Origin of the sequence: Thalassospira sp. A3_1, assembly GCF_017744215.1 — a bacterium.
Classification (GTDB): domain Bacteria; phylum Pseudomonadota; class Alphaproteobacteria; order Rhodospirillales; family Thalassospiraceae; genus Thalassospira; species Thalassospira lucentensis_A.
In genome coordinates this window covers 997,199-1,017,244 of record NZ_JAGHQQ010000001.1, presented here as the reverse complement: position 1 = coordinate 1,017,244, position 20,046 = coordinate 997,199, and the positions used below count along the sequence as shown (strand labels likewise).

Here is a 20,046-nt window from a genome sequence, read left to right as displayed (position 1 = left end):
TCCCTGAATTTTCTTATTTATGATTTGCCAAATTGCGGGCTGCGTTTTTCGACAAAGGCGCGGACACCTTCGCGGAAATCGTGGCTTCCAGCGCAATCGGCGAAGGCGGCGGCTTCGCGCGCCAATTGTTTTGCCAGATCGTTTTCGGGCGCGGTGTTGAGCAACGCCTTGGTGCGGGCAAGGGCATCGCGCGGACCGGCGGCAAGGCGGGTTGCATATTTGGCCGTCGCCGATGCCAGTTGATCGGCGGGGACGACCTTGTTGACCAGGCCGCATTCGTGGGCGTCGGCCGCGGTGAACCGGTCACCCAGAAAGGCGATTTCCTTGGCTTTCTTCATGCCGACAAGGCGGGGCAGCGAATGGGTTGATCCGCCATCCGGCGAGGTGCCGATATGGATATAGGCCAGTGTGAAAACGGTTTCCTCGGCAGCAACCGCAAGGTCGCAGGCATTCATCAGGCTGATGCCAAATCCGGCAACCGCCCCTTCGAGCTTTGCAATAACAGGACGGGGCAGGGCGGTTAGGCGGATGATGATGTCATGCACCCGGTTGATCATGGTTTCGATCAGGGGGCGGGATTCTTCGGCCGGGTTTTTTGATATCTCATAAAAGAACTTAACATCGCCACCGGCCATGAACGTGCCGCCTGATCCCTCGATAATGACCGCGCCGATATTGGCAATGTCCGCCTCGATCCGATCAAGCGCGGTGCCAAATCCTTTGATCATGGACTGATCAAGCGCATTCATCCGGTCGGGCCGGTTCAGGGTGATCGTTGCGATCTGATCCGTGATCGACAGCAAGACGGCATCAGTTGAAGTCATAACAATTCCTCCCGCGGGCTTGTGCCCGGTTATTCTTGTCAGGCGGCAAGCCGTGCTTCGATGGCGGTTTCCATGTCCGGCCAGCCTGAAAGCCAGTCGGGCATGACCGGTGATATTTCATCCGCACCCACCAGCCTGCAAATCTGTTCGGGCGGGACGATGCCATCGGGGCCGACAAACACGGCCTTCACAACGCCAAGTGCCAGAGTTTTGCCCTTCGCGGTAAAGCGCTGTTCCAGATAGAAACCCTTTTCGTCCCAATAAAGGGCCTGGGTTTCGAGTTTGAAGCGCTGGAACGGTTTGATCGCGCGCTTGAACCGCATGGTGGACCCGGACACGACGGGCTGCCATTTGCGTTTAAGCATCTGTCTGGCGATGCCGTTGCGCAGGATCAGTTCGGTGCGTCCCAGATCCATCAGGGCGAAGTACCGCGAATTGGTCATATGGACATTGATATCCAGATCCAGTGGCCACGCCCGGAATGACAGAACAGACGGATCAAGCGGATGCAGACCGGGCCGCAACCAGGACAGAACCAGCACACGGATCAGTCGGAAAATCAGATTCACGACAGGCTCCTTGTGCCGATATATGCCGGTTGAGGGATGCGGCCCGTTTGCATGATCAGAACAGATCCTCGTCCAGTTCCATCATGGTGCCGGACCCGGCCATCATCGCGCTGAACAGTGCGCCGGACTGCGGCAGGATACGTTCCATATAGAATTTGGCGGTGATCAGTTTCGCCTTATAGAAACCGTCCGGATCGTCGTCCTGTTTCGCCAACGCGATTTCCGCCATGCGGGCCCACATATAGCCAACCGCGACCAGACCAAACAGACGCAGGAATTCGGTGGCCGCAGCCCCGGCCTCGTTCGGGTTTTTCATGCCGCGTTGGGCCAGTTCACCGGTGGCCTGCTGCAAACGCATGAAGGCCTTTGCCAGCGGCTGGATGAAATCGCCAAGCCCGTCCTTCGAGACATTGGCTTCGATATATTCCTGCACCGGGTGGAAGAAGCGACGAAGGTAACGGCCGGCCTTTGCCGGCATTTTACGCCCGACAAGGTCAAGGGCCTGAATGCCGTTGGTGCCTTCGTAAATCTGGGCGATGCGGGCATCACGAACATATTGTTCCATACCCCATTCACGGATGTAACCGTGTCCGCCAAAGACCTGAACGCCAAGATTGGTGTTATCAAAGCCCCAATCGGTGAACAGGGCCTTGACGATTGGCGTCATCAGTTGCACGAATTCGTCGGCTTCTTCGCGTTTGACCGGATCGGCATGGTGTTTGGCGGTATCAAGCGCGCGCGCCACCCAAATGCCCATTGCCCGGCATCCTTCGTTGGTTGCGCGTGCGGTCAGAAGCATCCGGCGTACATCGGGATGTACCAGCAGGGAGTCGGCAGGTTTGTCCGGGCTTTTGGGACCGGTCAATGCCCGACCTTGCAGGCGGTCACGGGCATAGGCAGCCGCCCCCTGATAGGCGGCTTCGCCAAGTCCAAGACCCTGAATACCGACCGAAAGGCGTTCCTGGTTCATCATGGTGAACATGGCGGGCATGCCCTGATGAGGTTCACCGACCAGATAGCCGATTGCGCCGTCAAAGTTCATGACACAGGTGGCGGATGCCTTGATACCCATCTTGTGTTCGATCGAACCGCATTTGACCGCGTTGCGATCGCCAAGCGATCCGTCATTGCCAACCATGAATTTCGGGACAAGGAACAGGGAAATGCCCTTGGTCCCCTTGGGTGCATCGGGCAGTTTTGCCAGAACCAGATGGATGATGTTTTCCGTCAGATCATGTTCCCCGGCAGAAATGAATATCTTGGTGCCGGAAATGGCATAAGACCCGTCTTCACGCGGTTCGGCCTTGGTCTTGATGATGCCAAGATCGGTACCACAATGCGGTTCGGTCAGGCACATGGTACCAGCCCACGTGCCGTCGACCATTTTCGGAAGATATTTATCCTTCAGTTCGTCCGAGGCGTGGCTGTGAAGGGCGGCATAGGCCCCAAAGGACAGCCCCGGATACATCCCGAATGACAGGTTGGTCGAACAGATCATTTCTTCGACCAGGGCATTGATCGTTTTCGGCGCACCCTGACCGCCATAGGCGGGATCGCAGGCAATACCGGTCCATCCGCCTTCGGCAAAGGTCTGATAGGCTTCCTTGAAGCCCTTGGGCGTGGTGACAACACCATCATCCCAATGACAGCCTTCCTCGTCACCCGAACGGTTGATCGGGAACAGGAGTTCCTCGCAGACCTTGGCGGCTTCTTCGAGAACGGCATCGACGACGTCGGGTGTGAAATCCTCGCATCCGGGCATCTGGTTGATGTCGTTATAGTCAAACAGTTCGGTCAGGACGAAGCGCATGTCGCGCAGCGGTGCTTTATATTGGGCCATTTTTCTGTCCTCCTCGTCCTAGTTTCGCAACGGCTTGCCGGTCAGCAGCATATGCTCGACCCGGGCCATGGTGCCTTCGTTGCGGACCAGACGCATGAAGCCTTCGCGCTCCAGTTCCAGAATATCGTCTTCGGAAAGTTCTTCGGTGACATCGGTGTCACCACCGGCAAGAACCCTGGCAAGTTCACCTGCGACGACACGGTCGTAATCGGTGGCCTTCCCCAGACGATAGAAACCATCAACCGCCATCTCGAAGGCAACCCGCGCACTTTCGCCGGGCAGGCGATAGGTGAATTCTTCGGGGGCTTCGTAACCTTCGACCATTGAAAGCGCGCGCGCCTTGGCATCGGCCAGCAGACGGTTGCGGTTCATGGTGATGCCGTCACCCTCGCGGAAGAACAGGTTTTCCTTGGCTTCCATTGCGGATTTGGCAACGGTTGCCACCGAAATGATTTCAAATGCCTTGGCACTTGGCGCCATCGGGCCCTTGGGGAATTTCGGGTTTTCGGACCAGCGACGGATCATTTCCTTGCACCCGCCCCAGGCCGGGATCAGGCCAACACCGGGTTCGACCAGACCGATATAGGTTTCCCCGTGGGCCTGCACCGCATCACAATGCAGAAGCACCTCGCAGCCACCACCCAATGCCATGCCGCTGGGTGCGCCAACGACCGGGAAGGGCGAATATTTCAGGGCCTTGTAGGTTTCCTGACCGGTTTCAACGAGGTTTTCGATTTCCGGCCACGCAGCGATATTGGCGGCAAACAAAGCCAGACCAAGGTTGGCCCCGGCCGAGAAATTGCTGCCTTCGTTATAAATCACCATTGCCTTGAACTGCTTTTTGACAGTCCGGATGGATGTCTTGACCATGCCAAGAACGTCAGCATCAAGCGCATTCATCTTGGTATGGAATTCAAGGCAGGCAACGCCGTCACCGATATCCCAAAGCGATGCGGCGCGGTTGCCGACAACCGGTTCGGATTTGCGTTTGATGTCTTCAAGCAGAAGAACACCGTCCGGGCGAACGACTTTGGCGTATTTGCCATCAAAACCAAGGAAGAACAGCGTGCCGTCTTCGACCTTGTAAAATGATTTCCCGGCCGCCTTTTTGAGTAATGCCGGGACCTCGATACCGTCCGCTTCAAGCATGGCAATCAGGGTATCAACCCCGATGGCATCGATCAGTTCGAACGGACCGGTTTTCCACGCATAGCCAAGTTTCATCGCGTCATCGACATCGACAATCGAATTGGCGGCTTCTTCGGCGATGAAGGCGGCATAGGCAAGGGTTTTGGCCATCACGGCACGGCCATAAAGGCCCCCCTTGTCATTTGCTTCCATCATTTTGCGCGGGTCTTTACCGGCAGAACGGACGCTTTCAAGGCGGGCTTTTTCCGATTTGGCGAATTCACCGGTCTGAAGATTGACGGATTCCTTGACCTTTTCGCCACCTTCGCGGTTCAGACGGTAAAACCCGCCTTTGCCCTTGCGGCCGGTATAGCCATCCGCGATCAGTTTTCCGACCAGATCGCTTTCGCGGTAAATGGCGTGGAACGGATCGGATTTATCAAGGCTACCTGCCATGCTCGATTGCACATGCGGCATCAGATCCAGACCCACCAGATCCATCAGGCCAAAGACACCGGTTTTGGGAATACCGAACGGGCGACCGATGACGCTATCGGCTTCTTCGACAGTCAATCCGCGATCCATGGCTTCGACCATGGCGGCCTGAATCCAGTAGACACCAAGGCGGTTGGCGATAAAGCCCGGCTTGTCATGGCAGATGACACAGGTCTTGCCCAGTTTATGATCGGCAAATTCGGCGACCATATCGATGACGCCGTTTCGGGTGACGTCTGATCCGACCAGTTCCAGCAGACGCATATAGCGCGGCGGATTGAAGAAATGCGTGATGATGAAATCCTGCGCAAATCCGTCGCCCATGCCATCGATCAGTGTGGCCAGCGGAATGGTCGAGGTGTTTGACGAGACAACCGATCCCTTGGCGCGAACGGCATCAATTTTGCGATACAGATCCTGCTTGATATCAAGGCGTTCGATGACGGCCTCGACGATCCAGTCACATTTGGCAAGTTTATCAAGGTCGTCCTCGATATTGCCGCACGTGATCAGCTTTGCCACACGTTTGGACATGAACGGCGCCGGATCGGTTTTCAGCATTTTGGCAACTGCACCCTCGGCCACCGCGTTGCGGTTTTTTGATCCTTCGGGAACGATATCAAGCAACAGAACGGGCGTGCCCGAGTTGGCGATATGGGCGGCAATCCCGGCCCCCATAACACCGGCGCCGATAACGGCGACCTGTTTGATTTCCTGGGCCATTACATCGCCTCCAGAATGGTCGCGATCCCCTGACCCCCGCCAATACATTGCGAGGCAAGTGCGTATTTGCCGCCTTCACGTTTCAGAAGGGCGGCGGCCTTGCCGACAATACGCGCACCCGTTGCACCGAGCGGATGCCCGATGGCCAGTGCGCCGCCATCGATATTGACGGTTTTGATATCCAGACCAAGGTCGGAAATGCTGGCCATTGCCTGCGACGAGAATGCTTCGTTCAGTTCAACGACATTAAGGTCGGATGCCTTGATACCGGCACGCGCCAGCGCCTTTTTCGAGGCACCAACCGGGCCGATCCCCATGATTTCCGGCAGGCAACCGTCAACAGCAACGGATTTGATCCGTGCGAGTGGTGTGAGGCCGTGTTTCTTGGCATATTCCTCGGAGCAGACCAGAACGGCCGATGCGCCATCGGTCAGCGGCGAGGATGTTCCGGCGGTGACAACGCCATCCGCCTTGAAAGCCGGTTTCAGATCGGCAAGGCCTTCGGCCGTGGTGTCGCCGCGAATGCAGCCATCTTCGGCGATTGTGCCGTCCGGGCCTTCAATCGGGATGATTTCATCGACAAATTTGCCTGCTGCCTGTGCGGCGGCGGCCTTTTTATGGCTTTCTACGGCAAAGGCTTCCTGATCGGCGCGCGACAGACTGTATTTGGTTGCGACGTTTTCCGCCGTATCACCCATGCCCATATATGCCTCGGGCATTTCCTTATACAGGGCCGGGTTTGGCATCGGGTTGAAGCCCATCATCGGCACGCGCGACATGCTTTCGATACCGGCGCAGATGAAGGCATCACCGGCACCAATCGCGATGGCACCAGCGGCCTGATGGATCGACTGCATGGACGATCCGCAGAAACGGTTAACCGTGACACCGCCGACAGAGCGCGGCAGACCGGCAAGGAATGTGATCAGGCGGGCGACGTTAAGACCCTGTTCGCCTTCCGGGAAGGCGCAGCCCAGAACCAGATCCTCGATCGTGTTGGGATCGATACCGGTTTTATCCACCAGACCTTTGACAACCTGTGCCGCAAGATCGTCAGGACGGACCTTGGCAAGGGCACCTTTGCGTGCCGGGGTGAAAGGCGACCGGACATATCCGGCAATAACGGCATTGGTCATGGCGAAGTATTCCTTCCTGAGCTGTCAGCGATTCCGGAAAGCAATTGTTACGCTACCGGATCGAGTCCTTTTTCTTTAAGCGCATCAATCGATTGTTGTTCGATGTCACGCAATTCATCCAAAGTGACGTCCAGTGCCTGGCGTTGATCTTCCAGGGCTTCTATCCGTTCCCGGACCCGGGTCAGCAACATCCTGATCTGTTCGGCCTGGGTGGGGTCTGCGCCATAAAGATCCAGATAATCTGCAATTTCTTTCAGCGTGAAACCCAGCCTCTTGCCCCGGAGGATGATCAGCATTCTGGCTCTGTCCTGCCGGGTGTAGATCCTTGTCGTGCCGGCACGTTGTGGTGCTACGAGACCTTTTTGTTCGTAAAACCGGATGGTGCGTGGCGTAACCCCCAGATTTTCGGCCAGTTCGGGAACGGTATAAAACCGGTCGTCAATTTTCGTCATTTGATCGCCCCTATGGTATATATTTTTATCTTTACGTCAATTAGTTTACGTTAACGTCACTTGGATTTTTTCCATTCTGTGTGACATGACGTTAACGTATTGAATTATTGTGCTTTTCCCTCGCGTTTCAGACGCTCTTCCTCGACTAGTTCCTTCTTCGACAATTTGCCGACCATGGTTTTTGGAAGTTCTTCCCTGATCTCGATTTCACGTGGCATTTCGATTCTCGAAATCTTGTCATCAAGGAATGTTCGCAAATCTTCGGCGGTTACGTCCGTGACATTGTCCTTCAGCCGCACAAAGGCCTTGGGTGCCTGGCCGCGATACTGATCGGGAACGCCGATAACCGTGACCTCGGCGATCTGTTCATGCAGATAAAGCGCTTCTTCGATGGCGCGCGGATAGACATTGTAACCGCTGCATAAGATAACGTCTTTAAGTCTATCAACCAGAAATATATATCCGTCCTGATCGGCATAACCCACATCGCCGGTTTTGAGCCAGCCATCGACAAAGGTTTCCTTGGTTGCGGTTTCGTTCTGCCAGTATCCCGGCATCACCTGCGGGCCGCGAACGCAAACCTCCCCCTTTTCCCCGGCAGGCATGACCTGATCGGGCCGATCAAGCGATCTGATCTGGATATCGGCGCCGGGCAAGGGAATGCCGATTGATCCTTCCTTATTGACGCCTTTAACCGGATTGCATGTGCAGACCGGGCTGGCTTCGGTCAGGCCATAGCCTTCGACCAGTTTGGCACCGGTGATTTCTTCGAACCGGTGTTTGACTTCAACAGGAAGCGGCGCGCCGCCGGAAATGCAGCAACGGACCGAAGACAGATCATGTTTCAGCGTTTCCGGCGAATTATTGATCGCCGTGTAGATCGTCGGCACACCAGGGAAGATCGTGACGTTTTTCTTGTCGAGTGCCTTTAACAACGCATCAAGTTCGAAGCGCGGCTGCAGAACAAGTTCCGCCCCAAGATTGATCGATGTGTTCAGTGCCACGGTCATTGCAAAGACATGGAAGAATGGCAGTACACACAGCGTGACTTCGTGCCCCGGATTTGCATCGGGCATCCAGCGTGTCAATTGATCGACATTGGCGCTGAGATTCCCGTGGGTCAGCATTGCTCCCTTGGGGCGACCGGTTGTGCCGCCGGTATATTGCAGCACGGCCAGATCGTTGACCGTTACGTCGGTCACGAAATTTATGGGTTTGCAGTCAGCCAGCCGCGAGAAGGGGATATGCCGCAGATCCTTGGGGATTTCGGCAAGTTCGCTGCGCTTGAACAGGCTGAAAAGAACGCTTTTGACCGGGGGAAGGATGTCGCTCATCTCGCAGACGACGATCCGCTTCAGGCAGGTTACATCCAGGCAATCGGCAACCTTGGAATAAATCTGCTTCAGATTAAGCGTTACCATCAGGCGGCAACCGGAATCCTCGATCTGATAGGAGATCTCGCGCTTGGCATAAAGCGGGTTGAAATTCACAACGACACCGCCGCATTTCAGCACGGCATAGTAACAGATCACGTAGTAAGGCGTGTTGGGCAGGCACAGCCCGACCTTGTCGCCTTTACGCACGCCGAGCTGATGAAAGCCTTCGGCGACGCGATCAATTTGTCTGGAAATGTCTTCGTAGTCGTAAATACGACCCAGGAAATCAAGACAGGGGCGCTTGGCAAAACGCTTTGCCGCATCATCAAAAATCTCGTGAACCGGGCGCATACGCACCGGCGAGCTGATATCGACACCGTTTTGCAGGACAGGCGCGTCTTGGACGTTTATTTGGTTCATACGCGTTAACTCCATTACGTTAACGTCACTTTGCGGGCAAAAAAAACCGCCCGGTGCGGAATGGCAAACCGCCATCCCGCATCGAACAGTATAACCGATCAGAACTTGAAATTCGCCTGTAGAGCGATGATGTCGACGTGCGCATCGTAGTCAGCTGCATAGCTGCCAAGGAATGTATCCGTTTCGTCAACCCGTGCCGAGTTTGCGAAGACGTGGGTATATCCAAGGCTTACGGCCGCCCAGTCTGCAACCTTGTATGCGGCACCAAGTGAGACCCAATAACGGTCGGAGTCAGGCAGCCGAACGTTGCGATATTCGGTTTTTATTGGCGATTCATCAAAGGCGACGCCACCCGTAAAGGACCAGTTATCGTCATACTGGTATCTTGCGCCAAGTGATGCAAACCAGGCGCTACCCCACTTGTATTCGTCCGAGGTTGAGCTTTGCGTTCCGGCTTGCGGGCTGATGTCACCATCATAATTGAAGGTGAGTGTGTCGATGGAGTTCCAGTTGGTCCACTGGGCGTCTGCCATAACGGTCCACTGACTGCTCAGTTCCTGGGAGACGCCAAAGGTGATTGATTCTGGCGTGGCAACCTTTGCCGTCGCATTCCGGTCGGTATAACCAAGTGCGTTGGCGGCTGTATCAAAGTCTATTTTGCCGTCAAGTTCGTGCTTGATTTCAGAGTTGTAGGAAAGACCGATTTTCGTACCATCAATCACTTCCCAGTTGATGCCTGCAGCCCAGCCAGCATCCACTGAATCACCACTTACTTCACTGTTTCCTTCGCCCGCACCAGCAAGGTTTGGAACTGACCTAGCGAGCGACGCATCCATCTGCTGAATTTGAGGCCCAGCACCGATCGACAACCCGTTATCAAATCTGTAGGCAAGAACAGGCTTGATATTTATGGTCTGGATTTTGGAGGTTGTGCCATAAAAGCGCCCTGCAAAATCAGGTTCATAGTCAGTGACCAGTCCCCATGGTGACGTAATTGAAACACCCAGATTTAGCTGGTCATTTAGTTTCCAGACGGCATGGGCGTTAGGTACAAACGCGTCCTGTGCCATATCTTTATAGCTGCCGTTGTTGAAGGTCTGAGTGTTTGTGACAAGGCCTCCGGATGCCTCAATGTTTTTCGCTTTTGCGACAGGCATAATCAAAGTGCCACCAACACTGTAGCTCGTTTCCTTATATTGTCCGACTGTTCCGGGATTGTAGAACATGGTTGATGCATCGGTTGAGAGCGTCGACATGCCCGCAAAGCTGGAACCCTGTAATGTGCCGCTGGTTTCGCGTACCTGGAAGCCTGAAGCATGGGCGCTGCCGCTTGCGGCAAGTGCGCAGATAAGTGCTGTTCCGGAAGCTGCCCCCCACAGGCAGCCTTTCTTGAATTTGGACGTCATGGGTTTCTCCCTGGATCATAACGGTTTTGGAATTTGCGCTTTTTGCGCCCGCTTTTATTTTTGAAGGTCTTTGGCATCGACCCGGATAAAGTCGATGTCGTAACCCTTTCTTTTGAAACTTGTTTTCAGAAGCCTGCCGTCGTCGCCATACCAGAGGTCGCGTTGGACATCCCCGGTCATGACATAGTGTGTGGCGGGTATTTCCCGGTTATTGATGGCAAGTGTTTCTGTCCCGGTTTTCCGGGTTGTTACAGCGTAAGGTTCGGCATTGATTACGCTGTAAAGGCTTGTTTTCGTGGTGACGTCCTCGCGCCAGAGCGTAAGGGGCCATGCGCCGTCACAGGCATCGCGTTTCGCAACACCCTTGCCGGCGACCTCGAAACAGTCACCTTCGTATTCAGCCTTGTAGGTATATGGGGAGCCGTCATCATTTGTATCGGTATCAACGGACACAAGCTGATCGTTCCGCCATTTTTCAAGGCGTGAATGGCCATATTGGAATTGAAGGAAAAGGACTTTCACATCGGTGCGTGTGGTGATGGCGGCTGTATAACCATCGGGCGTGTCGGTGATTTCGACCGTTTCAAAGCCGATGGGTTCGCCATCTTTCAAGACCTGATAATTCAGCGTTTCGTCGGCATGTGCCGATGAGATTGCACCAAGGCTTCCGATCAGGCCGACGGCCAAAGTGCAAAGAACGGTGCTTTTGATAAAGCTGTGCCGCATCCCTGTTCCCCTGACGATAGAAATCAATCCAGCATGGATGAAAGTTTTGCCGCGACTCCCATGGAGCCCTTGATCTTGAGCTTGCCCATCGTAAAGGCGAGCATCGGATCAAGCTTGCCGGCAATCATCTTTTCCAGATTGGCTTTCTTGATTTTCAGGATGCAGTCCGCGTCGCTGATATCATCGTCGCTGATTTCCGGTTCCGGACCGGTGGCATCAATGACGATATGTCCGTCTTCGCCGCAATCAAAGGCAACCACGGCATTAAGGCCGCGCAATTGCGGAAGTTTCTGTTTTACGGATTCGAGGATATCCTCCACGAACGCCTCCCTCTGAAGCTGATGTTGTTTTTCTGATTATGTCAGCACTGTAACGTAAAGTGACGTTAACGTAAAACAAATTACGATAGGGATATTTAGGCTCCTATTAAGTCACTGATCTGGATAAATAATCAACTGCAGGATTGCGGTTCCAGACAGCAAAAAGGACCCGAAACTTTCGGGTCCTTTGTAAAGGTATCAAGATGCCGGTACGCGTATAGGTCGTGTTTCGGACGGGCGGTATCAGGAAACGATCTGCCAGCTTCCGTCAGGTTGCATGCAGGCCGTACCATAGCTTTGCTGCTGCTTTCCGCCGATGACCGTTGTTGCCGTATATTCCCGGCAATAGCGGCCAGCCGTATTTTGCCAGGTTCGGGTTGGTGTCATATCGAACTCGCGTTGCGACTCCGGGTTGATCCAGCGCGCCGTCTGTCCATCGGGAATTTGTTGAAGGGCATACCCCGTACAGGCGGCATCTGCCTGATCAAGGCTTTGCCCGACCGAGTATCCACCCAGAAGACCAAGGATCGCACCGCCAATCATCGCGGCATCACGACCGCTGCCTTTACCAATTGTCGATCCGATAGCCGTTCCTGCGCCGCCGCCGATCAGTGCGCCAATCACATCGCGGTTGCATCGCAGGAAATTGCCATCCGAAACAAACATGTCGGATCGATAGCCACGGTCATAATTCTTGTGGTGTTGTTTCGCCCGGTGACCGTGTGCAGGTGCCCAGGACGGCGGATCTGCAAAGGCGGTCGCCGGAATTGCGACAGGTGCGGCAATTCCAACCGAAATGGCAATCGCCATAACGTGCCTTGTCCATTTTGAATGTGTCATTTCCGGCGCTCCTCATTTTCATGAAGGATGTAACCGGCACCTGTACCGACCAGCCCGCCGATTACTGCGCCGCAGGAAATACATCCGCCGGTAACGGCTGTACCAACAACGCCAACGCCCGCGCCGATGGCGGCGCCGCTCAGCATTTTCTGATCCCTGTCACCCAAACCGCTGCAGGCCGATAATCCCAATGTGCTCGCAACGGCCAATATAATGGCTGTGTGTCGCATCTCTCTCATGTCCTTCCCATTTTGTTTTGTCGCGGCGGTATTCCGGGAAATGGATAAACCACCGATGAAAGCAGTCTGATCGGGCAATAAGGAAGGCATTGGGCCGCTTTAAGGGAAGAATGCGGCAGATAAGGTAATAAAAAGGCATCCGGGAATGCCTTGATTCCGAACGCGTTTCCGCAGGTGATTGATGCGATTTTGAAACATCATTTGCGTTGAAACGGTTCAAACATCCCGATAGCTTGTTGGCGCGATCACGAGCGCGATAACAAAACCGCCAAGATACCAAGGGAAACGTCATGACATTTGCCGCGTGGTTGTCCGTTGCGACAATCTGCATTCTGGGTGCGATGACGCCCGGTCCCAGCCTTGCGGTTGTTTTGCGTTATTCCGTCGGACAATCCCGTCAGGCTGGGTTTGCCTGCGCGGTGGCGCATGGATTGGGCGTCGGTTTTTATGCCGTCATCACCATGACCGGCCTTGGCATCCTTTTCCAGACGGTTCCGGCATTTCGCAATATCGTCAGCGTCCTTGGTGCGCTTTATCTGATCTATCTGGCGATCAGGGCATGGCGTGCGGCAGGATCGGGTACGCGGTTCGAGTCCGAGCAGGGCGGGCAGGTTGCCGAAACAATGACGCAGGCGGCGCGTGACGGTTTCATGATCGCGTTTCTGAACCCGAAGATCGCGCTGTTCTTCCTTGCCCTGTTCAGTCAGTTCGTGTCCCCGGAATTCGAATGGGGGGGTAAATTCCTGCTGGCTTTTACTGCCGCGGGTATTGATGCGGCCTGGTACTGCCTTGTTGCGGTTGGCTTGTCGCATGGCGCGGTTTTGCCATGGCTGCGCGCACATTCAATGTGGATCGAACGCATCATCGCAATATTGTTTGTCGTGATTGCGATGCGGGTCATCATTGGGATATTGCCGGTTTGACCAAACGCGTTTTTGATCACCCGGTTAGTCTGTCTGCGACGCAAAGCTTTTTACTTCTTCGATGATCCAGTTCCGGAACGCCCGCACCGTCGGGCGGTTCCAGCGGGATTCCGATGACACGAGCCAGTAGGCATAGGGCGTCGGGGCGCAGATTTTGAACGGTTCAATCAGATCGCCATTGCGCAATGCGTCCTGAATGATGACGGGCCAGCCAAGCATCGCACCGTGGCCCGCCATTGCAGCCTCAAGTGCGAGATATCCGTCGGAAAATGTGATTTCCTGTCCTGAAAGCGGTTCATCCGTTCCGGCGGCATCCAGCCAGTCCTGCCAGGCGAAAAAACTGAGGCGGTCGACAATGCGGGGCCCGCGCGCGATGTCGGCCGGTTCGCGAAAGCGGTCCTTGAGTGACGGGGCGCAAACCGGCAGCATCTGCTGTTCAAGAAGCTTGTGCACCCGCAATCCTTCCCAGCCACCGCGGCCGAACCGTACCCCGATGTCAACATCGTCACGATCAAACGATGTCAGCCGATTGTCGGTTGAAATCCGGATATCAATTTCCGGATGGCGGTCACGGAACCGGCCAAGACGCGGCACCAGCCATTTTCCGGCAAAAATCACCCCGGTTGTCACGGTCAGGACGTTTTCGTCCTGCCGCGTTGCTGCGGCAATGCTGTCGCGGATGCGGGTAAATGCATCGCTTAATCCCGGCAGTAATCGTTGACCCGCTTCGGTCGGGATCATGCCCTTGTCGGTTCGGGCAAAAAGCTCCAGCCCCAGAAATTGTTCAAGCGTTTTAAGCTGCTGGCTAACTGCACCTGGCGTGACGTTGAGTTCGTCGGCCGTGCGCAGAAGTGTTCCGTTTCGGCCAATCGCCTCGGCGGCGCGAAGGCTGTTTAACGGGGGAAGTGGCGTTCGTTTCATTTTAGAAAATCTAAAATCATTTCAAAATCCATGAATTGAACCATTCACACGATCTGTTGGAATGTCAACCATGCAATGCCCGCTGATCCCGGATCGGCAGAGCAGAAGTTTTAGTTCATCTAAAGGTGGAAGGTGAAATGAAGGATTTCCTGTGCGGTCTTTTTCAGATGTTCTTTGCGCCACCGGCCGAGCCCGATCCCTTGGCGGGTTTCACGCCCCGGATGCTTGACGATCTGCCATTGCGCCCGTGCGGTGTTTTTACGGGCTACCGTCATTTTCAAAATACAGGAGAACATAATGAGCATCGCGAAAACGGCGAAAACCCATCCGTATCATATCGTTGATGTTTTTGCGTCATCGGTGCTTGGCGGCAATCCGCTTGCGGTGGTGATGGATGCGGATGATTTATCGACCACCGTGATGCAGGCGATATCGCGCGAGTTCAATTTGTCTGAAACGACCTTCCTGATGCGTCCGGAAACTGCCGGTGGTGCGGATTGGAAGCTTCGCTCCTTTACCGGTGCGGGGGTCGAGGTTGGCGGAACCGGTCATAATGCTTTGGGGGCATGGTGGCTGCTTGGTCATCTTGGTTTGTTACCCGCCGGTCAGAGGGAATTTACCCAGGAAATCGGTGGTCGTGATCTGCCTGTTGAAGTCCTGAAAGGAAAAGACGGGATTACTGTGACCATGGATCAGGCGCCAGCAGAAGGCCGGGCGGTTCTTTCTGATCTGGATGCGCTTGCCTTGGGGCTTGGTGTTTCGCGTGACGACATTGGTATTGGCAATGTGCCGGTGCAAACCGTTTACACCGGCACGGCACATCTTCTGGTCCCGATGCGTAGCCGATCTGTCATTGCCAGTGTGGAGCCCGATGTGCGCCGTCTGCGCGATATTCTGGCAACGGTTGGGGCGGAGGGGATTTATCTGTTCTCGCTTGATCCGGAAGACAGAAGCATGACCGCGCATGCGCGTTTCTTCAATCCGACTGCCGGTATTGTCGAGGACCCGGCGACGGGCAGTGCCGCGGGGCCGCTGGCCTGGCAACTGGCGAAATACGGTTATGCGGATGCGAACGCACCGGTCAGAATCATACAGGGCGTTGAAATGGACCGGCCCAGCGTGATTCGCATCGATCTGGATGGTGATTTCATCAGATTGTCTGGTGGTGGCGTGCTTGCGGCATCCGGGGAATTATTTGTGTAAGGGCGGCTTCGTTTTTACAAGGGTGACCGGCGGGGAGGGCTTGCTTTGCCTTGCCGGTAATTCCCAATTGTCGGATTTGCGTTGAGCGACCCGGTTTCTGCGGCTAGCATGCGGCCAAACACAGCAAAATTCTGGAAACGTTCGAAAATCTGCCAAAAGTGCCACGGGTGACACATATATTATGTCCCCATGTCGCGGACAAAATCAGACAGGTTCTCGTACTGCTTCGTTGTTTTGCCGTTCGTTCATGCAATTTCGGGCTTTCGGGCCCGTGATACTCAGGCTTTCCCCGCCACCACCCTTGCCGGAGTATTCCGATGACCCAAAATCAGGACGGTGTTGTACCGTCTGAAACCTCGTCTGCTGTGTCCCCAACGCAGCAGAATGAAGACACGCGATCCGCCGATCCCGCCGCACGCGGATTTCGTCACCTTGGTCCGCATATCGGCTTTTTGCTGGCGCTTTTGCTTTTGGCGGCGAACATGCGTGGCAGCATCGTTGCCATGGGGCCGCTTGCCGAGATTGTCGGCGTTGATTTGCAGCTTTCGGGCGTGCAGCTTGGCCTGTTGACGACCATCCCGGTTCTTAGTTTTGGCGTGCTATCGATCTTTGCGCCGCGTCTTGGGCAGCGGTTTGGGTTGGAGGCAACGCTTCTGACCATGCTGCTGTTTATTGCGGTGGGGCAGGGCCTGCGTGCGACCGGAAGTTATGGCATCATGATTGTTGGCACGATCATTCTTGGATCGGCGATTGCCGTTTTGAATGTGCTGACGCCGTCGCTGGTGCGGCGCAGTTTCCCGACCCGGGTCGCGCTGATTACAGCGCTTTACACCTTTACCATGTCAACGGGTGCGACTGTCGCGGCATTCGTTGCAATTCCGATACGAAATGCGGCGGATGGTGATTGGCGCTATTCATTGGGGATCTGGGCGGTCTTTGCAGCCCTTGCCTTCATATTGTGGCTGCCAATGTTGCGCTATCGCCACAAGGGGCCGGCACCCGTTTCTGTCACACAGGTTTCGCTTTGGAAAAATGTCGAGGCATGGTGGCTCGCGCTGTTTTTCGGGTGCCAGTCGCTGATGTTTTATACCGGCACCGCCTGGGTCGCGAAGGTCTTCATCGATAGCGGCATTTCCGAGGGGGAGGCCGCAACCCTTCTGACGATCTTTAACGTGTTTGGCATTCCGGCCGCGTTTGCCGCCCCCCTGATCTATTCAAAAATCGCCAACAAGAAACTGGCGATGGTCATTTTGCACGTTCCGCTGATGATCGGTATTCCCGGCTTTGTTTTTGCCACGACGGAGCTTCCCTATCTTTGGGCGTTCTGCATGGGGCTTGGGCAGGGTGCCATGATCAGTATTGCCTTGACGCTGGTGGGTATTCGCGGTGCGGACCCGCAGACCTCGGCACGGTTGTCGGGGATGTGCCAGTCGGTCGGTTATTTGCTGGCTGCGGTTGGCCCGGTTCTGTTTGGCGCCCTGCATGACTTGCTTGGCAACTGGGAGGCGGCCTTGTCCTTCCTGTTTGCGATTGTGTGCATTCAGATGATTGCAGCACTTCGTGCGGGATCGGCCGAAAAGATCGGCGGATAACGTTTCACGTATCACTTTTATCAGAGTTGATCGCCCGGACGTCAAACCGTCCGGGCTTTCTTTTGTGCGGGGGTGAGGTTATTCGGCGGCTTCGGCAAGCGGGGTGATATTGCGCGCTTCGTTTGCCAGTTGATCGAGTTTCTGCAGGACTTCATGGGTCGCGGTTTCCATGCGGGCGAAGGCCGTTTCCGCAGCCAAAATATCGCGGTTTTTGAAGGCCGTGATCGCTGCCTGACCGGCTTCGTGTTGTGCCAGATGCGGTGCCCGGATCGCGTCAAAAGACGGCAGATGGCGGAACGGTTTTGATGCCGGGCTGTCATACCATTTGCCAAACCGGCAGGCTTTGGCATCACCCATGTGGATATCGGCACTGCTGCCCAGTCCGGCCAGAAGTTCGGCAACGGATTTGAAGAAGACGGCATGTTCAGCGCGGGCACTTCGTATGGTCCGGTTTGGAATTTCATACTGAACCAGTTCGGAAACCTGCGTTTCGATCAGGCCTTCGACCTGTCCGATAACCCCGATGGCCGAACGGATGGCCGCAACCTGCCCGCCGGTTTGTCCGGCGATGCCGGTAATGCCATCGCGGACGGCATCGGTTGCCTTGTTCTGTTCATCAAGGATGGTTGAAATATCGGCGATACGACGCGTCGTGTCTTCCATCTTGGTGCCGATGTCACCCATTTCGCGGGCAACATCATTCATCACATTCTGACCGCGCGAAACGGCATCATTGCCGCGCGCCATGGCATCGACGATGCCCTGCGTTTCGCCCTGCAGATTGACGATGCGGCTGCGGATTTCCTCGGTCGCGCGTGCGGTCTGCTGGCTAAGCGCCTTGACCTCGCCCGCGACGACGGCAAATCCCTTGCCCGCTTCGCCCGCGCGGGCGGCCTCGATTGTGGCGTTGAGCGCCAGAAGGTTGGTTTCGGCGGCAATTGCCTCGATCGATGCGACGATCTCGCCGATTTTTTCGGATGCCTCGGCCAGGGCATCGACCCGGCCAGATGCGTCCGACACCGCATGTGCAATGTCATCCATGCTGCCAACGGCGTCCTTGACGGTTTGCTGGCCATTGCGGGTGGCGGTGATGGCATCGGTCGCGTTATCGGCAGCAGCGCGGCCATTTTCGGCAATGTGGCTGATGCCTGAAACCATTTGATCAATAGCAGCCGAAATCGATTGTGCCTTGCGGTCGACATCCTCGATGACATTCATCATGCGGGCATTGGATACCGCACTTTGGTTGATCGCAACGGACAGATCCATCGTGCGATCAAGCTGCTGATCGGCAAAGGCGTTTTCCGATGCGTTATGGCGTTTGACGGCACTGGCATCGCAATAGGCGGTCAGGGTCAGTTCGATATCAAGTAGCATGACCGATGTCAGCGAGGTGACAATGCTTGCCGCCTGACCGGCATTCCATCGATGGCGGGTAATGATCGCCTCGATCAGGGCATCGGTGATCGCATTATAGGTCGCGATGTACAGTTTGGGGGTAATGCCGTGGGTTTCGTGGGCCTGGCCGATCTGGCTGGCCTGGATGACGAAAGCCTCGTCAATTTTACCGTCAAACAGGTTTTTCCAGTGATTTTGCAATGATTTCGTCAGGGATGCGATGGTTGCCTCCGAAAGCGGGCTGGCTTTCAGATCGTCACTTTGGCTGATGGTTTTGTAAAAGCCTTCGGCGCGTTTGGCCGATTGATCGTGGATCAGCCCGGATGCCTTGCGCAAGGTGCCAAACGTTCCGGGCAGCACATTATAAAGATCCAGACGATTTTCCAGTTGCGACACAACCAATTCCCCTTACCCCGATCTGACCGCGCGGATGGCGGTTCTTATACATATGGGTGGGAACTTTAGGGTTGGTGAATTCAATCGGCAATGAAATTCGTTGTCGGGATATATCCGTTGGAAGATGTCATGCGGCGTTTGATTGAGCTGTTTCAGCCCGACAGGTTGCAATGATCCAGTCACGGAAGGCCCGAACCGCAAAATTGTTTTCCTTTTCTTCGGGATAAACAACGTAATAGGCATGCCGGTTGGGGATCGAGACGTCAAAGGGGGCGACAAGCCGCCCGTTATCAAGTTCTTCGCGTACCAGAAATTCCGGCAGAAGGGCCAGCCCCAATCCGGCAACGGCGGCCTGGATCACCATGTGGAAATGTTCGAACCTGGGACCGGCAAGTTCATCGACAACCGCAACACCAGTTGCGGCCAGCCAGTCCTGCCACGCACGCGGGCGGGTGGAATGTTGCAACAGGGTGCAATTGCGGACCCGTTCGCGCGCAATCGGCAGGTCATCATTTTCCTTAAGGATTTTGGGTGCGCAGACCGCAATTAGGGTTTCACCCATCAGGCGGTGGAACACGCAGCCAGGCATGTTGTCCTCGCCAAAATGGATGGCGATATCGATCCCTTCGCGGGTGAAATTGAATTCGCGGGTCTGGGTGATCAGGTTAAGCTGGATATCCGGCCACGTGGTTTTGAAATCCCCCAGTCGCGGCACCAGCCAGCGTGCGCCAAAGGTCGGCAATGTTCCGACATTCAGCATTCCGCCAGCATCGGAATAGGCCATGACCTGCAGGGTTGCGGCTTCTGCCCGGTCGAGAAGATCGCGCACCTGTGCGGCATAGGCTTCGCCCGCCGCCGTCAGTTTCAGGCGTTTTTTCACCCGACGAAAAAGATCCCGGCCCAGATATTCCTCGAGTGCTCGGATCTGGCGGCTGATAGCACTTTGCGTCACGTTCAGTTCCTCTGCCGCACGGGTAAAGCTCAGATGCCGGGCAGAGCTTTCGAAAAATTGCAGGGCAGTGAGGGACGGCAGGACGCGACGCATGTGTTTTGATCCCCAAGTTCATTACCAAATGAAATGATATGGTGCGAATATATCGTTTGTGAGAAATCCTGCCA

The 20,046-nt window shown here is 55.3% G+C and carries 19 protein-coding genes; 3 read left to right on the top strand and 16 right to left on the bottom strand.

What is annotated here, in order from left to right:
* Positions 1–17 precede the first annotated feature (17 nt).
* The 12 genes from J7395_RS04500 to J7395_RS04445 form a co-directional block, all read right to left on the bottom strand.
* Positions 18–824 carry an enoyl-CoA hydratase gene (locus J7395_RS04500; protein ID WP_209220662.1) on the bottom strand — a complete coding sequence of 269 codons (807 nt, stop codon included), beginning with the start codon at positions 822–824 and terminating at the stop codon, positions 18–20.
* A 38-nt stretch (positions 825–862) separates the two neighbouring features.
* Positions 863–1,393 (bottom strand): thioesterase family protein, encoded by a 531-nt coding sequence (locus J7395_RS04495; RefSeq protein ID WP_209220661.1) that lies wholly within the window; start codon positions 1,391–1,393, stop codon positions 863–865.
* Between the two features lie 55 nt (positions 1,394–1,448).
* Positions 1,449–3,233, bottom strand: a complete 1,785-nt coding sequence (locus J7395_RS04490) for an acyl-CoA dehydrogenase C-terminal domain-containing protein (protein WP_209220660.1) — start codon at positions 3,231–3,233, stop codon at positions 1,449–1,451.
* An 18-nt stretch (positions 3,234–3,251) separates the two neighbouring features.
* A complete protein-coding gene (locus tag J7395_RS04485) occupies positions 3,252–5,579 on the bottom strand; it encodes a 3-hydroxyacyl-CoA dehydrogenase/enoyl-CoA hydratase family protein (RefSeq protein WP_209220659.1) in 2,328 nt (775 codons plus the stop codon).
* Positions 5,579–6,715, bottom strand: a complete 1,137-nt coding sequence (locus tag J7395_RS04480) for a thiolase family protein (RefSeq protein WP_062950362.1) — start codon at positions 6,713–6,715, stop codon at positions 5,579–5,581. The genes J7395_RS04485 and J7395_RS04480 overlap by 1 nt, the downstream gene beginning before the upstream one ends.
* Positions 6,716–6,762: 47 nt before the next feature.
* Entirely contained in the window at positions 6,763–7,167 is a 405-nt protein-coding gene (locus J7395_RS04475; RefSeq protein ID WP_062950364.1) for a MerR family DNA-binding transcriptional regulator, read from the bottom strand.
* A 104-nt stretch (positions 7,168–7,271) separates the two neighbouring features.
* Positions 7,272–8,963 (bottom strand): long-chain fatty acid--CoA ligase, encoded by a 1,692-nt coding sequence (locus tag J7395_RS04470; RefSeq protein ID WP_209220658.1) that lies wholly within the window; start codon positions 8,961–8,963, stop codon positions 7,272–7,274.
* Between the two features lie 98 nt (positions 8,964–9,061).
* Positions 9,062–10,369, bottom strand: coding sequence for an OmpP1/FadL family transporter (locus J7395_RS04465; RefSeq protein WP_063092423.1), 1,308 nt, complete (start codon positions 10,367–10,369; stop codon positions 9,062–9,064).
* A 54-nt stretch (positions 10,370–10,423) separates the two neighbouring features.
* Complete coding sequence (locus tag J7395_RS04460) at positions 10,424–11,095, bottom strand: DUF6134 family protein (RefSeq protein WP_209220657.1); 672 nt, start codon at positions 11,093–11,095, stop codon at positions 10,424–10,426.
* Between the two features lie 23 nt (positions 11,096–11,118).
* Complete coding sequence (locus J7395_RS04455; RefSeq protein ID WP_062950372.1) at positions 11,119–11,415, bottom strand: SCP2 sterol-binding domain-containing protein; 297 nt, start codon at positions 11,413–11,415, stop codon at positions 11,119–11,121.
* A 243-nt stretch (positions 11,416–11,658) separates the two neighbouring features.
* The gene (locus J7395_RS04450; RefSeq protein ID WP_209220656.1) at positions 11,659–12,255 is read right to left on the bottom strand and encodes a hypothetical protein; all 597 of its coding nucleotides are present in this window, start codon (positions 12,253–12,255) and stop codon (positions 11,659–11,661) included.
* Positions 12,252–12,401, bottom strand: coding sequence for a glycine zipper domain-containing protein (locus J7395_RS04445; protein ID WP_170954113.1), 150 nt, complete (start codon positions 12,399–12,401; stop codon positions 12,252–12,254). The genes J7395_RS04450 and J7395_RS04445 overlap by 4 nt, the downstream gene beginning before the upstream one ends.
* Before the next feature lie 383 nt (positions 12,402–12,784).
* Between J7395_RS04445 and J7395_RS04440 the strand changes: the two genes are divergently transcribed.
* Positions 12,785–13,417, top strand: coding sequence for a LysE family translocator (locus J7395_RS04440; protein WP_209220655.1), 633 nt, complete (start codon positions 12,785–12,787; stop codon positions 13,415–13,417).
* Positions 13,418–13,441: 24 nt separating this feature from the next.
* Here the strand turns inward: J7395_RS04440 and J7395_RS04435 are convergent, their stop codons facing one another.
* On the bottom strand, positions 13,442–14,338 hold the full coding sequence (locus J7395_RS04435; RefSeq protein ID WP_209220654.1) for a LysR substrate-binding domain-containing protein: 897 nt from the start codon (positions 14,336–14,338) through the stop codon (positions 13,442–13,444).
* Between the two features lie 119 nt (positions 14,339–14,457).
* On the bottom strand, positions 14,458–14,634 hold the full coding sequence (locus tag J7395_RS04430; protein ID WP_209220653.1) for a hypothetical protein: 177 nt from the start codon (positions 14,632–14,634) through the stop codon (positions 14,458–14,460).
* A gap of 1 nt (position 14,635) precedes the next feature.
* Here J7395_RS04430 and J7395_RS04425 point away from each other — a divergent pair, with 1 nt between their 5' ends.
* Together J7395_RS04425 and J7395_RS04420 are read left to right on the top strand one after the other, a co-directional pair.
* Positions 14,636–15,541, top strand: coding sequence for a PhzF family phenazine biosynthesis protein (locus tag J7395_RS04425; protein WP_209220652.1), 906 nt, complete (start codon positions 14,636–14,638; stop codon positions 15,539–15,541).
* Positions 15,542–15,858: 317 nt separating this feature from the next.
* Positions 15,859–17,133, top strand: coding sequence for an MFS transporter (locus tag J7395_RS04420; RefSeq protein WP_209220651.1), 1,275 nt, complete (start codon positions 15,859–15,861; stop codon positions 17,131–17,133).
* Positions 17,134–17,211: 78 nt separating this feature from the next.
* On the opposite strand, the gene J7395_RS04415 is transcribed toward J7395_RS04420, so the two are convergent.
* Both J7395_RS04415 and gcvA read right to left on the bottom strand, forming a co-directional pair.
* The gene (locus J7395_RS04415; protein ID WP_209220650.1) at positions 17,212–18,927 is read right to left on the bottom strand and encodes a methyl-accepting chemotaxis protein; all 1,716 of its coding nucleotides are present in this window, start codon (positions 18,925–18,927) and stop codon (positions 17,212–17,214) included.
* A gap of 127 nt (positions 18,928–19,054) precedes the next feature.
* Positions 19,055–19,972, bottom strand: a complete 918-nt coding sequence (gcvA, locus tag J7395_RS04410) for a transcriptional regulator GcvA (protein ID WP_062960499.1) — start codon at positions 19,970–19,972, stop codon at positions 19,055–19,057.
* Between the last annotated feature and the right edge of the window lie 74 nt (positions 19,973–20,046).